This window comes from Psychrosphaera sp. 1_MG-2023, from assembly GCF_030548245.1.
Lineage (GTDB): Bacteria > Pseudomonadota > Gammaproteobacteria > Enterobacterales > Alteromonadaceae > Psychrosphaera > Psychrosphaera algicola.
In genome coordinates, this window is sequence record NZ_JAUORW010000002.1 from 80,922 (window position 1) to 95,200 (window position 14,279).

Annotated in this window: 10 protein-coding genes; 8 read left to right on the forward strand and 2 right to left on the reverse strand. The window is 40.1% G+C overall.

The window, feature by feature from the left end; translation table 11 throughout:
- Positions 1-233 precede the first annotated feature (233 nt).
- The 8 genes from Q4575_RS02020 (at position 234) to Q4575_RS02055 (ending at position 10,225) form a co-directional block, all read left to right on the forward strand.
- The gene (locus Q4575_RS02020; RefSeq protein ID WP_215963275.1) at positions 234-1,130 is read left to right on the forward strand and encodes a BadF/BadG/BcrA/BcrD ATPase family protein; all 897 of its coding nucleotides are present in this window, start codon (positions 234-236) and stop codon (positions 1,128-1,130) included.
- Positions 1,131-1,165: 35 nt separating this feature from the next.
- Positions 1,166-2,167, forward strand: a complete 1,002-nt coding sequence (nagB-II, locus tag Q4575_RS02025; RefSeq protein WP_272180952.1) for a glucosamine-6-phosphate deaminase NagB-II — start codon at positions 1,166-1,168, stop codon at positions 2,165-2,167.
- 75 nt (positions 2,168-2,242) lie between these two features.
- Positions 2,243-3,367: an N-acetylglucosamine-6-phosphate deacetylase gene (gene nagA, locus Q4575_RS02030; RefSeq protein WP_215963277.1), complete on the forward strand. Its 1,125-nt coding sequence runs from the start codon at positions 2,243-2,245 to the stop codon at positions 3,365-3,367.
- An 86-nt stretch (positions 3,368-3,453) separates the two neighbouring features.
- Positions 3,454-4,773: a sugar MFS transporter gene (locus tag Q4575_RS02035; RefSeq protein ID WP_303521178.1), complete on the forward strand. Its 1,320-nt coding sequence runs from the start codon at positions 3,454-3,456 to the stop codon at positions 4,771-4,773.
- 71 nt (positions 4,774-4,844) lie between these two features.
- Positions 4,845-6,803 (forward strand): acetate--CoA ligase, encoded by a 1,959-nt coding sequence (gene acs / locus Q4575_RS02040; RefSeq protein WP_215963278.1) that lies wholly within the window; start codon positions 4,845-4,847, stop codon positions 6,801-6,803.
- Positions 6,804-6,923: 120 nt separating this feature from the next.
- Positions 6,924-7,862 (forward strand): D-2-hydroxyacid dehydrogenase, encoded by a 939-nt coding sequence (locus tag Q4575_RS02045; protein ID WP_303521179.1) that lies wholly within the window; start codon positions 6,924-6,926, stop codon positions 7,860-7,862.
- A 598-nt stretch (positions 7,863-8,460) separates the two neighbouring features.
- Positions 8,461-9,177 carry a hypothetical protein gene (locus Q4575_RS02050; RefSeq protein WP_303521180.1) on the forward strand — a complete coding sequence of 239 codons (717 nt, stop codon included), beginning with the start codon at positions 8,461-8,463 and terminating at the stop codon, positions 9,175-9,177.
- 388 nt (positions 9,178-9,565) lie between these two features.
- Positions 9,566-10,225, forward strand: coding sequence for a transporter substrate-binding domain-containing protein (locus tag Q4575_RS02055; RefSeq protein WP_303521181.1), 660 nt, complete (start codon positions 9,566-9,568; stop codon positions 10,223-10,225).
- Positions 10,226-10,233: 8 nt separating this feature from the next.
- Here Q4575_RS02055 and Q4575_RS02060 read toward each other — a convergent pair whose 3' ends face one another.
- Positions 10,234-10,659 (reverse strand): secondary thiamine-phosphate synthase enzyme YjbQ, encoded by a 426-nt coding sequence (locus Q4575_RS02060; RefSeq protein WP_303521182.1) that lies wholly within the window; start codon positions 10,657-10,659, stop codon positions 10,234-10,236.
- A 5-nt stretch (positions 10,660-10,664) separates the two neighbouring features.
- Complete coding sequence (locus Q4575_RS02065) at positions 10,665-14,243, reverse strand: hypothetical protein (RefSeq protein ID WP_303521183.1); 3,579 nt, start codon at positions 14,241-14,243, stop codon at positions 10,665-10,667.
- Positions 14,244-14,279: the final 36 nt, after the last annotated feature.

A 14,279-nucleotide genomic window follows, 5' to 3' on the forward strand; every position in this document is an offset into this window, starting at 1 on the left:
TAGAAAAATTTACTATTTTATAATGACATATAGTTTTTTATAAAAAATTACACGAATCTTTCTTGATCTTATTTATTGTTGTGATAACTTAAATGACAGCGCTGTCATTTATGGCTGGGCAATAAAATTTCCATATTGGGTTTTATTGCTAGCAAAGTGTTATTTCATGTTGTGGTGAAGTTTGCTCAGGGATGAGCGTTTTTTTAACAAAAATAGAATTTGTTGGATTGAAGATGAGTAAAGATAAATATAATAACAAACAGCTTTATTTAGGTGTCGACGGCGGCGGAAGTAAATGTCGAGCTGTTCTTTATTCGGAACAAGACGGTGTTATAGGTGATGCTATATCTGGTCCAGCAAATGCGCTTCGTGGTGTTGCTCAGGCTCAGAAACATATTGTAGAAGCTACAGATGCAGCACTGGCTCAAGCCGGTTTGCCTGCAGAATATAAATCAAACCTAATCGCAGGTATCGGACTTGCTGGCCTCAATTTAGAAGCTTGCATGAATGAAATGAAACTGTGGGCATCTCCTTTTAAAAATACTTTTTACACCACTGATTTACATATTGCTTGTATCGGCGCTCACGGTGGCGAAGATGGCGCAGTAATGATTATAGGTACAGGTTCGAGTGCATTGGTGTCTGAAAATAACGAATTATTTGAACTTGGGGGTCACGGATTCCCAGTTGGCGACGCTGGTAGCGGTGCATGGTTAGGTTTTAAGTCAATTGAGTTGACCTTAAGAGTGATGGAAGGTTTGGTGAAAACAAGTGATTTTATCGACGAAATAGTATCGATTTATAAAATAAACAAAGCTGTAGATCTTGCTCAACTTGTCTCTGGGTATAGCCCAACCGATTTTGGTAAGTTAGCGCCTGTTGTTGTTAAACATGCCCTACAGAAAGATGCTCATGCGTTGGCAATTATGCAAGCCGGGGCTCAATATCTTTCACAGCTTGCAAAGAAATTACTGGATGGCAGAGACGTAAAACTGTCATTGATTGGGGGGTTGTCACCCCTTGTAGAAAAATATTTAGACGCTGATGTTGTTGCCAAGTTAACTCCGGCAAAACAGCCACCGGAAATAGGTGCGGTATTTTTTGCACAGCAACAAATTAAAGCGCTTTAACCAGCATTACATTTACCTAACGTAGGAATAAAAATATGTTAACAAATACCATTATGGAACGAGAAGCAAGAGAAGCACCTGCTCGCATTCAACAGCAATTAGAGAAAAACAAAGCTGTAGTTGAAAAACTAGGTGAAACGCTACGTGCCCTTGCGCCAAAATTTGTTTTCATGGTTGGCCGTGGTTCCTCTGATCACGCAGGTGTTTTTGGTAAATATTTGATTGAAGTTGAAACTGGAACACCAGTAGTGGCCGCAGCCCCTTCGGTCAAAAGTGTTTATGGTTCAACAGTTAGTTTAGCCGGTAGCGCTGTAATTGTTATTTCGCAATCGGGTCGCAGCCCAGACATTTTATCTCAGGCTGAATTGGCTAAAGCTCAAGGTGCACTTTGTATCGCACTTGTTAATGATCAAACTTCGCCATTGGCTGAGTTGGCAGATGTTGTCGTCCCACTTAATGTTGGTGAAGAAAAAGCTGTTGCAGCAACCAAAAGTTACCTTGCAACCTTAAGTGCCTTTTTACAGATAGTGGCGCATTGGAAAAACGACCCAGCATTAATTGCTGCTGTGGACGAATTACCTGCTGTTCTTGCAAAAACAGTTGATGAACCAGTGCAACTCAAGCCAGAATCTTTGACTAATGTTGACCACTTGGTTGTTATGGGGCGTGGTTTTGGTTATGCCTTGTCACGTGAAGTTGCATTAAAACTAAAAGAAGTATGCGGTATTCAGGCTGAGTCATTTTCATCGGCAGAATTTTTGCACGGTCCGGTGACATTAGTTGAGGGCGGGTTAGACATTATCAGCTTAGATATCGATGATGAGTCAAAACAAAGCCATGACGAACAAATTAACGAAGTGAAAAAACGTGGTGCAACTGTGTCTCACATTTCACAAACAAGTAATACTATTCCAAATCGAATTGCGCCGTTGACTATTTTACAGCGATTTTATATTGATGTAGCGAATGTCGCTGTGAGTCGTGGTGTTGACCCAGACGCACCGGCTGGCTTAAACAAAGTCACAAAAACGCTATAGATAGAAGGTGTTTGGTTTATTAAGACTTAATAAACCAAACAGGCTAAGATAACTTTTTTAAATGTGGGCGTAGCTATGTTATTAACAGCAGACAAAATATTTGATGGTAATCAATTTCTTAGTGATAAAACGTTAGAAGTTGAGGATGGCAAAATCGTGGCAATTCACGATGGGGTTTTACCACAGACTCAAATATTGACAGGAACATTAACTGCTGGTTTTATCGATTATCATGTGAATGGTGGTGGCGGTAAATTATTTAACTTTGAGCCCACAATAGAGACGTTAAAAGCTATGGTAGCAGCGCATGCCAAGTTTGGTACTACTGCTATGGTTCCTACCTTAATTACTGATACTGCAGAGGTTATGATTCAGGCGGCAGATGCGACGGCAGAGGCCATAGCCAATTCCCTACCTGGCGTCCTTGGCGTGCATTATGAAGGCCCACATTTGTCTATCCCTAAAAAGGGTGTGCATGAAGAAAGCTTAGTTCGACCAATTGGTGATGTCGAACGCGAGCTGTTTTCTAGACAAGATTTGGGCGTAAAAATTATCACCCTAGCGCCTGAAAACGTATCAGACGAAGACATTCAGTTTTTAGTTTCAACCAAGAATAAAGTTTCTCTTGGGCACAGCAATGCGACCTTTGCGCGAGCCAAAGAAGGGGTAGTGCTTGGTGCCGATGGTTTTACCCATTTATTTAATGCCATGTCCCCATTTACGAGCCGCGAGCCAGGTGTGTTGGGAGCAGCGTTACAAAGCGATGCAGCCTGGTGTGGCATTATTATTGATGGGCATCATATGCATTATGGTTCAGCGCAAGTGGCTTATGCAGCTAAGCCCAAGGGAAAACTTTTACTGGTCACGGACGCTATGTCTACCGTTGGAAGTGACCAACAGGGCTTTGAATTTTTTGGTGTGGAGGTCATTCGCGACGGCGATAAACTTGCGACGCCGGAAGGCACATTGGCCGGCTCAGCACTTGATATGATTACAGCGGTCAAAAATGCGGTTGTGCATTGCAATATTCCACTATCTGAAGCGCTCAATATGGCGTCATTATATCCGGCAGAATACCTTGGTGTCGCCGACACTATGGGCAGCATAGAAATCGGTAAAAACGCCGACCTAACGCTTTATACCGACGACTTTAACGTTACCAAAACGTGGATCTTAGGCGAGTTAGTCCATACGAATTAATTTAATATAATCCTCACTATGTGGGGATTTTTGTATAACAAAAAAATAACTATAACTACAAATAAAAGCAAAATTGGGAGAGTCATATGACTTCAATATCAACCACGCAACCGGCTACGGATGCAAAATCGAACTTTATGCCGATGGTTATTATCGGTGTGTTGTTTTTTATCTTTGGCTTCGTCACTTGGTTAAATGGCTCTTTAATCCCATTTTTAAAAATAATATGTGAGCTAAATGAGTTTCAGGCCTTATTAGTGACATTTGCGTTTTACATTGCGTATACCGTGATGGCCTTTCCAATGTCATTATTATTGGATAAAACGGGTTATAAAAATGGTATGGCACTTGGTTTAGCCGTCATGGTTGTGGGGGCGTTATTGTTTATTCCGGCAGCTAAAACGGGTCATTATTTTGTGTTTCTAACGGCATTGTTTGTTTTGGGTTCCGGTTTAACTATTTTGCAAACTGCCTCTAATCCTTATGTTGTTAAAATTGGCCCAGAAAGCAGCGCTGCAATGCGTATAAGTATTATGGGTCTTATTAACAAAGCAGCCGGTGTTTTGGCTCCAATGTTATTCACGGCGCTCGTTTTGTCAGGGATGGGAGATTATTCTGAAACACATATTGCTTCTTTAGATGCGGCGTCTCGTGCGGCAAAAATTGACGAGTTGTCTAACGCGCTTATCGTGCCTTATATCGGTATGGCAATCGCTTTATCTTTGCTTGTTGCCTTTGTTAAGTTTTCAAACTTGCCAGAACTTGAGCTCGAAGATGATGCAGAGGATGATAGTGCCCATAACATTATGTCTTTTCCACATACGGTTCTAGGTGCCGTGGCTATATTCTTTTATGTCGGTATCGAAGTTATCGCAGGCGACACAATTGGTTTATATGGTCAGGCGTTGAACGTCGAAAATTTTGCCAGCCTCACTTCTTATACTATGGTCTTTATGGTTATTGGGTATGTTATTGGTGCTACATGTATTCCGCGTTATATTAGTCAACAACAAGCCTTACTGGGTTCTGCAATAGCAGGGATGTTGTGTTTGGTTGGCGTACTAACTGCGTCGGTTGAAAGCCATGCAATATCTAGTGTTTTGTGGGGTTGGAGCGGTATAGCAACGATCCCTGATAGCGTAACGTTTGTTGCTATGCTTGGTCTGGCTCATGCTTTAGTTTGGCCAGCGGTGTGGCCGCTTGCTCTTAATGGATTAGGCAAGTATACAGCGCAGGGTTCAGCACTTATGATAATGGGTATAGCAGGTGGTGCGATTCTACCTTTGGCGTTTGGTCAGATCGCCCATGTAACAGAAGAGACTAGCTTAGGTTATTTAGTTGGTTTCATCTGCTATGGTTACCTTCTATATTATGGATTGATTGGACATAAAAAAAGAAGTTGGTAATACCAACTCGTTAAATAGCTAGCCAGTAGGCTAGCTACCGATAGGGTTTAACAAAAATAAGAGAGAGGGACATGACAGATATATTCCAAGTTCCAGCGCATTATGAAGCACATACTTTGCTTAATAATGATGAGTATTTAGCCATGTATCAGGAGTCGATCAAAAATCCTGATAGTTTCTGGCAAGAACAAGCGCAAAATCTAGATTGGAGCAAGCCGTTTACTAAGGTCAAAAATACCAGTTTTGCGAAAGGCAATGTTGATATTAAATGGTTTGAAGATGGAGAGTTAAACGTAAGTTACAACTGTATCGACCGCCATTTAGCAACCCGTGCCAATGACACCGCTATTATTTGGGAGAGTGATGATGGCGAAGCATCAGAGTATATCTCATTTCAGAAACTCCACGACGAAGTTGCAAAAATTGCGAATGGCCTAAAAAAACTAGGGATAGAAAAAGGCGACCGAGTTGCTATTTATATGCCGATGATCCCAGAAGCGGCTTACGCGATGTTAGCCTGTGCGCGGATTGGCGCAGTCCATTCTGTCATTTTCGCTGGTTTTTCTCCCCATGCAATTGCTGACCGCATAAATGATTGCCAATCGAAGGTAATTATAACCGCTGATGAAGGTTTCCGCGGTGGAAGTTTGATCCCACTTAAAGCCAATGTCGATGAAGCCTTAGAGCGTCCAGACACTGCTTGTTTAGAATCGGTTGTTTGTTTTAAATATACTGGCCAAGACATTGCGTGGCATGACGGAACAACAAGTCGTGCTGGCAAAGATATTTGGTGGCATGAGTTAACAGCAGATTGTGAAGCTGTTTGCGAACCCACTGCAATGAATGCTGAAGATCCACTATTCATATTGTATACCTCTGGCTCGACGGGCAAACCCAAAGGTGTTTTACATACCACCGGCGGATATTTAGTCTACGCAGCGTTAACGCATAAATATGTTTTTGATTGTAAACCTGGTGATATTTATTGGTGCGGTGCAGATGTAGGCTGGGTAACTGGTCACAGTTATTTAATCTACGGACCATTAGCCAATGGCGTAACCACACTTGTTTTTGAAGGGATCCCTGTATACCCAAATGTTTCTCGATTAAGTGAGATCGTTGATAAGCATAAGGTTGATGTGTTGTATACCGCACCAACAGCTATCAGAGCATTGATGGCAAAGGGTGATGCGGTAATTGCTGGAACTCATCGAAAATCCCTTAGATTATTAGGCTCGGTCGGTGAACCAATTAATCCAGAAGCATGGAGTTGGTATCACAAAACAATTGGCAATGAAAACTGCCCAATAGTTGATACGTGGTGGCAAACGGAAACCGGTGGCATCTTAATTACCCCTTTACCTGGGGCAACAGACTTAAAACCGGGTTCTGCTACGCGGCCATTTTTTGGCGTCCAACCTGCGTTAGTGAGTAATGAAGGCGAAATTGTTGAAGGAGCAACCGAAGGCAATTTAGTTATGTTAGACAGTTGGCCGGGTCAGGCTCGTACGTTATTTGGTGATCACGAACGTTTTGAGCAAACGTACTTCTCTACCTATGAAGGCATGTATTTTTCTGGTGACGGTGCACGCCGTGATGAAGATGGGTATTACTGGATCACAGGTCGAGTTGACGATGTTTTAAATGTATCTGGCCATCGATTAGGTACTGCTGAAATTGAAAGCTCGTTGGTTGCACATGCTGCAACGGCAGAAGCGGCTGTTGTTGGGTATCCACACGACATAAAAGGTCAGGGAATTTATGTATATTTAATTCCAAAAGACGGCGTTGAAGTTACAGACGAACTGACTAAAGAAGTGCGCGATTGGGTTGCTAAAGACTTAAGTCCAATAGCCAAACCAGACGTAATTCAATGGACAGACGGTTTACCTAAGACGCGTTCTGGTAAAATAATGCGTCGAATTTTGCGCAAAATTGCGGCAAATGAACACGATAGTTTAGGTGACACCAGTACTTTGGCTGACCCGAGTGTGGTGCCACGTTTAATCGAAAATAGAAAAGGTAAATAGTAGCGCTTAGCGACTGGTTACAAATTTAAATGAAACCCGCTTTTTGCGGGTTTTTTTATGCGAGACAGAATCGAAGTGGTATAACTGAACGATTGATATCTTTCATAATTGGAGAAAAACGTGAAAGGGGTATTTTTAGATTCAGCAACATTAGGCCCAGATATAGACATATCTGAACTAAAATCTTTACCTGTAGATTGGCAGTTTTTTTCATTCACATCAAACGAAGAGGTGCTTGAACGAAGCCTTGGAGCCGACATTATAATAACCAATAAAGTCGTTATAGATGCCGAACTTATTGGTAAATTGCCGACGCTAAAATTAATTTGCGTGGCTGCAACCGGTATGAACAATATCGATATGGTCGCAGCAGATAAAAATAATATCACTGTAAAAAACGTCACCAATTACGCCGGTAATTCAGTAGCTCAAGTTGTTTTTGCTAGTGTTATGCAATTACTTACCAATACACTTAATTACAATGCAATAGTGGCAGAGGGTAAATGGAGCCAGAGTCGCAGTTTTTGTTTATTTGATTTTCCTATCACGGAACTGACTGGAAAAACCCTTGGGTTAGTAGGGTATGGAACGCTTGCAAAGACTGTAGAGAATATTGCTCGGGCATTTGATATGGAAATCCTCATAAGTGAACACAAAGGCTTAGATAAGGTTAGAGAAGGCCGCACAGCCTTCAATGATGTTATTGCAAAGTCTGATATCATTAGTCTGCATTGCCCGTTAACAACAGAAACTGAAAATTTAATTGCGGTTACTGAATTTGAATTAATGAAGTCCAGTGCAATTATTGTTAATACAGCTCGAGGCGGCATAGTAAATGAAGCCGACTTAATGGCAGCGTTAACTAATAACGTTATAGGTGGCGCTATTGTCGATGTGATCAGACAGGAACCACCTGATATAAATTATCCACTTGTTAACTTTACCCATCCCAATCTAATTATTACACCTCATATTGCTTGGGCAAGTAAGGAAGCTAGACAAAGACTGACAAATCAATTAGCCCAAAATGTTCAACAATTTATAGTTGAACCTTTTTAATGTGATGTTAATAAAATTGAAACTAAACTGTGAGTGTATTTTCTAGTATAAAAAATAAAGCAGTTTTCCAGTGTTTCGTTCATTTTATTTCTTCTGAATAGAAATTAAGGGCAAATAAAATAGGGCCGATATCAACCTGGCTAAAATGATTTGTAGTATTCAAATACTACAAATCTACACAAAATGCTTATAAATCCCAAACGCCTCTTGAATGCTTCTCTTATGAATGTGTCGGTATTTTTTACATAAAAAGACAGGTTTTAGTCATATGAAAGAATTTTTCTAATTTATAATATTGGGATTTTCTTAGTCTGGCCTCTAAAGCTATGGCTTGTAGCGGTTTTAGGTACTAATTCTTTGAAATTAATTTGAGCGCTAAACACTTTCCAACCTAATGTTTGTCGGCTTTTTTTACAGCCAATATTTGTGGCATTACCAATTGCTTGTTTTTTGCTCGTGTTTTTGTGTTTTATATGTTTAACCTGCTGTTATTTAAAGTTAATTTAATGTTGGTTTGGTTTTTGCTCTATCCGAGTACAAGTGATTTTTATCAAGTAGATATAAAGATTACATAATTGTCGTAAAAATGGAGAGTAAAATGAATACAAAATCTAAAATGTTAAACAAATGGATGCTTGGGGCTGCTTTGTCAGTGACGACTCTATTTTCAAACGCAAGTGTAATAACAGATTATGATACTTTGATCACCGGTGCAGATATGACTGGCCTTAAAGTCACATTAAATACATCAGGTGGCACTGAAACTTTAGATTGGGCAATGTTAACGAATACTTTGAATCCAGTGACTGGTGGAGGCTTAACACCGGCACAAGAAAATATCGTAGCTAGTGAAGGATTAAGTGGTGGCGTTTCTGGTTCTGACTGGTCACTAGTACAGCAAGGTTTTACTGGTGGTGATTTTGATTTACCAAATATTTATGGCTTGTGGACTTTTGTTTATAGCGGAAGTGATATATTAGAGTCACTTGTACTAGATGCGTTTGGTACAGATTTAGTTTTTGATACCCAGTTAACTTCAGCATTTGCACCAAATAACAGTGGTGTAGGACGTGAGTTTGTAGCTTTTGAAGCGGCATTAAATGGGATTTCTACAGATGTTTCAGCGACATACTTAGATCAAGTTGCTAGTGATGAATTGTATCGTAAGGTGTCAATTGACTTTAATCAACAAGCTCCAGAGTTTTCATTTTTGATTGACGTAGATAAAGCAGTTAACGTTTCAGAACCGTCTATGTTACTTGTGTTTTTATCTGGTTTAGCATTAGTTGTGCGTCGTAAATACAACGCTAAATAATATAAGTCTAACGACTCGTTACGAGTGATAGACTTATAAATTTATACTTCCCTTATTGAGGAAGATATTAAAAAGGCAGTAATTTTCGAATTACTGCCTTTTTTCGTATTAGTCATGGAAGTCGCCATTGAACTAGCCATAGGTTGCGGGTTTGCCCAGACAGTGGCTTTGAATACGTAATTCATCTGTCATCAATCGAATTGCCGTTGGATTTGTTTTGCGTTAGCCGCCATAGCGGATTGTATTTTTCAGATACGGTCGTTTTAATTAAGTGACAACTTTCTTGTTTGTTTATTCACAGCCTAAAAATTAGCTACCCCATTCGATATAACAGTGTGTTAGGTTAGTACTATTATAGGGTACGCCGCCTACTGGGATAAGTAATTACATGACCAAAGTATTTGTATTGTTTTTCATCTTTGTGCTGAGCTTCAAGCTGACGGTATCTGCTGAGTCGTTTCGTGTTTTTTATTCGTCTCTGCCACCCTATGAGCAAATTAGTAGTGACGGTGAAGCTGAGGGCTTAGGGATAGATAAGATCCAATCTTATTTTAATCTTTACGGGCATATTGTCGATTTTAAATATAACTCGATGGCGAGGGGGATTGCGGCGCTACACAGTGGTCGTGTTGATTTTTCGACTGCAGCTCAACCTAATGAGGCATTAACTGAGGCTTTTTGGATTAGCGAAAAACCACTGTATTATATTAATGTTGGCGTTTTTCGACGTGAAGTGGTTGCTGAAATTGTTAGCTTTGATGAATTAGCCAAGTTATCAACGGTTTCATTGAAAGACAGTAATTTTTACTTTCTTAATATCCCTGAATTTACCGAATCAACAAACCATTACAAAGTGGATGACTTTGCCGTTGCTTCTAAATTGATCCGAACAGATCGCTTTGACTACTTTTTGAGTTATTACAACCCACAAAAGCACAGTGAAAATATCGATTTAGAATTTGATCAGCTAAAATCAGTTCCCGTTTTTTTGATTTTGTCTAAGCAACATCCAAATGCTAAACAATTAAAACCGCTACTAAATTTGTGATCTCAAACTTAACTCCCAACATAAGTCGCTATTATCCGACGACTGCCGCCATGGTCGCGATGCTCACCTAAATATACTCCCTGCCACGTCCCTAATAACAAACGGCCTTGGTTTACAGGTATCGAAACCGAACTGCCCAATGTGGACGCTTTAATATGGGCTGGCATATCATCTGAACCTTCATAGGTGTGTCGATAATACGGTGCGTTTTCAGGTACGAACTTATTAAAATGTGACTCCATATCAACTCTTACGGTAGGGTCGGCATTTTCGTTTATTGTTATTGATGCGCTAGAATGCTGGATAAACAAATGCAAAATACCAATTTGACTTTGGGTCAGTTTAGGTAATTGAACAAGGATTTCATCGTCAATCAGATGAAATCCACGTTTGCGAGGCTTTAATGTGATTTGAGTTTGCCAATTACTGCTCATCTCGTTTATTTGATCCAATACATGACGTCGTTTGTAGATAGCTGGATCTCTAACTTGTCATTTTTTAATCGTGTTTTAAGACCGTGTGGCGTTGGCTTTCCGACTAATGCGGCACTAGACCAAACAAGAAGCCCAGTGTGAGAGATCTTTCTAATTTGATATTTATTGTCATCATCCCACACGCTAGAATCTGTCCCTTGCTGTGTCGTAATAATTAATGACTGCTCTGATGTGGTGCTTAAATCAACAGCCATGTCTAAAACAACAAACGGAAGTTCAATACGTTTAATCTCGCTTAATGTGCTGTTGTCAGTATCGTAAATGACTATTTTTTTACCTTCGGTATTCCAATAATGAGTCGATACGATACAAGCTAATTCTAATTCAGGGTCAGTATCAAAATTTATCATTTCAAGTCGACCACAATTTTCAGTTATGAAGCTTTGCTCGGATAACGCACCATCAACAAGTTTCATAACGCTTAATTTGTCACCGTGAGAAACATAGAAATAAGCCGTATCTTTGTAATCTAATTCAAAATCATTGAGCCCATTATTGAACGTATAATTCGCGATGAATAATTGATTTTCAATGTCTATTGCCTTTAGGCTTGTACCGTCCATGTAAACTGCGTCTGGATAGTCATCATTATTTAAGTCGAAGGCCCGAATTATCCCGATATCTGAATCGTAATCACCATTTAATGACCAAATTTCCGAGTAGTCGTTAAGTTGTAATGCCGAAAATGAGCCATCGTAAAGCGCAGTGGAAGGTAGAAATATATCGCCAATACCATCTTTATTAAAATCGGTAGCAATAGCATAACGGCTTCTATCCCAATTCGAAGAAATCTCCTCACTGAGTTGAAACTCGCCGGTATCAGTCATTTCTAATACTCTGCTGCCATCGTATCCACTACCCGTTTCTGGGATAAAAAATATCGCCCTGTCATTATTACCATCGGTTGATGCCCAGCCTGCACTGCTATAACTATCTAATTGTATTGTTCGGGTCCAGTTATCTACCGTTGCTATCCCGTCTTCGATGTCCGCAATAACCAATACGTCTTCACCGCTTGAGCTTTGTCCAGAACCCCACAGTACTTCCAATTTTCCGTCGTTGTCTGCGTCACCGATAGCTATTGATTTTGAGCCATGTTCCTGCATGTCGACCGACCACTTTTTAACTAGGGCATTATTTACAAAGTCGTAAGCCGTAATTGACCCCCACTGGCAATCTCCAATGATCAACTCATCTGCCATATCATCGTCGATGTTTGCAGTTGTTATACTACACGTATTAAAATTGTCGAAACTAAACAGTTGCGACTTGTTCACGGCTGAATAGAGGGCGATTGCTCCCCAGCTGTCAGCGCCAGCAATTTCATCAATTCCGTCACCATTGTAATCACCCGTTGACACGATGGAACTTCCAAATTTGTTACTGCTAAGCCATTCATTTAAATACGTCTTCCCGTCATAGACTAAGCCGTTACTCAACACAATTTCTAACTGGTCGTCTTCATCGGTATTGGCAATTGAAAAGTCCATAGAGTCAAGAGCATCAGTACTAAACAAAGTCACATGCGGGGTAAGAAGTGGGGCAACTATAAGTTTTGTGCTGTTAGAATAATTGCTATCACTAATGAGATAGATGAGCTCCAACGAACCGTCAGCATTTAAATCGGCAATGTCGATACTTGATATATAACCTTCAGTTTCTAATAGGGCGATTGCGTGGCTTGTAAGACCATTTATTAAACTGATCCCACGTTCGGTAGCCACCAATATCTCCAGTTCAACATCATCATCATATTGCACGGGGATGACTTGATTTATATTGCCAGCTGTTGGCAACGCATAGGGATAAAGCCAGCTATGCTTAAATTCGCCATTTATACTTTTAAGTAAATATACGGACTTTCTAGAATTTGTTGTCAAGATTCTTTTGTTACCGTCGCCGCTAAAATCACCTACCCACATTGATTTATTGGTGCTAGGAATATCAAAAGAAGCGCTTGCAATTGGCAATGGTTTATCAGCTGTTACCGTTATTGATTGGCTGAATTGTTGTGAATTTGCCTCTTCGTTTACAAATCCAAACACAAAGTCGACTTCTTGACTTGAGAACATCATGTCCCCCGCCACATTCCAACTTACAGTACCATTCTCATCTATAGTAGCCCCCTCAGGTGCTGAAATAAGTGAGGCGGCAACTCCGTTACTTTCCTTAAAGTCGGGGTCTTGTACCACTGCACTAAACTGTAGATAATCACCGGTTTTAGCAGCGTTTGGCAGGTTACTTACTTGTAAAATTGCTGGTGAATCTTGTATTTCAAAGGAAGTTCTACCCCCCTCGATGATATTGACGCCATCCGACACAACCATGCTGACTTCGACTGAATCACCATAAATCGCCGTAAATGCGGGTAAAGTATTTGAGGTATTATTCTCAACAACTTGGCCGTTTATGTACCAACGATATGAAAGTGTTAGTTCGCTTTCTGGGGTATCCGGGTCTGAAAAATAACCCTGTTCTGCCACGATATCTGATGTTGTAAATAGATTCCAATAATCATAAACATTAGGGGAATTAACACTTGGAGGCAGTGAAAGTAAGTCTATAGGGGCTAGTGTTTTTTCGCTGAGGTCAGCATACATTAATTCATCATTAGAGCCAAAGTAAGCGCCGGTTTCATATATGTTGTCATTATTGGCATCTTCGAGATATTTGATGTGATCATACGAAAATTCGATTTTGATGGTTTTATCGGCTTCAAAGGTGATGGTTCTATATACATTAGTTTCGTTATTATTAAGCAACGCAAATTGCGTCTTCCCATATTCACCATCATATAAAGTGCCTGAATATGTATGTGAAAAGGAATCTAGTTGATCATTTATTTCTGACTCAATTTCAATTATGTATTGGTTATTATTTGAGTCGGATACTAAAAGTTTTGAAGAAACAGTATAGGTGAGTTCATACGGGTTATCTTGTTCTATGCGGGAAGAAAAGACGTAACCTGTGTAAGAATAAGACTCATCATCACGAGACCAACGGAAGTTATCAAAGTAAAATCCTGCGACCTCATAGATGCTATTACTAATTTCACTGGCGACATTACCGTTAAGTACTGGGGAATAGTAATCCTGTTTGCAGTCAATAAATTGCATACTAATATTGCCAGTTTGATCGCTACTCAACTTACCTGAATAGGCAATCGAACCACCATAATTACAGGCAAAAGAAATGTCAATATTGCCATTTGCGTCTGCTCTTGGCGCGACTGAATCGACATTAAAATCAGGTAGAGATGAGCCATTATCACCAAAAGTTGATACATAAGCTCTTTGAACACTCTCTAAATTTAAAACGGCAGTGTCTGTTTTGCCTTTATAGCGAATATCGATTAATGAATTAACATGGGCCTGTAATTCTGCCTTTGAATAGGCGCTGGCATTCATTATGACATCGTTAGTTGCTTCTTTGGTGTCGTCCGAAGTTGATTTTTCGTCTGAACTGCAACCTGATAAGGTAAGTAATAAAGTCGTTGTGAGGTAATAAAGCGAGCGGAATTTCATGCTTCTTCCTTAAGCCTTTGAAAGCCGCTTTAGAGC

Excerpts from the sequence above, each read along its gene's own strand:
- Q4575_RS02035 (WP_303521178.1), top strand. The coding sequence starts at position 3,454 with ATGACTTCAATATCAACCACGCAACCGGCTACGGATGCAAAATCGAAC.
- Q4575_RS02060 (WP_303521182.1), bottom strand. The coding sequence starts at position 10,659 with ATGAGCAGTAATTGGCAAACTCAAATCACATTAAAGCCTCGCAAACGT.
- Q4575_RS02055 (WP_303521181.1), top strand. The coding sequence starts at position 9,566 with ATGACCAAAGTATTTGTATTGTTTTTCATCTTTGTGCTGAGCTTCAAG.
- Q4575_RS02020 (WP_215963275.1), top strand. The coding sequence starts at position 234 with ATGAGTAAAGATAAATATAATAACAAACAGCTTTATTTAGGTGTCGAC.
- nagA (WP_215963277.1), top strand. The coding sequence starts at position 2,243 with ATGTTATTAACAGCAGACAAAATATTTGATGGTAATCAATTTCTTAGT.
- nagB-II (WP_272180952.1), top strand. The coding sequence starts at position 1,166 with ATGTTAACAAATACCATTATGGAACGAGAAGCAAGAGAAGCACCTGCT.
- acs (WP_215963278.1), top strand. The coding sequence starts at position 4,845 with ATGACAGATATATTCCAAGTTCCAGCGCATTATGAAGCACATACTTTG.
- Q4575_RS02050 (WP_303521180.1), top strand. The coding sequence starts at position 8,461 with ATGAATACAAAATCTAAAATGTTAAACAAATGGATGCTTGGGGCTGCT.
- Q4575_RS02065 (WP_303521183.1), bottom strand. The coding sequence starts at position 14,243 with ATGAAATTCCGCTCGCTTTATTACCTCACAACGACTTTATTACTTACC.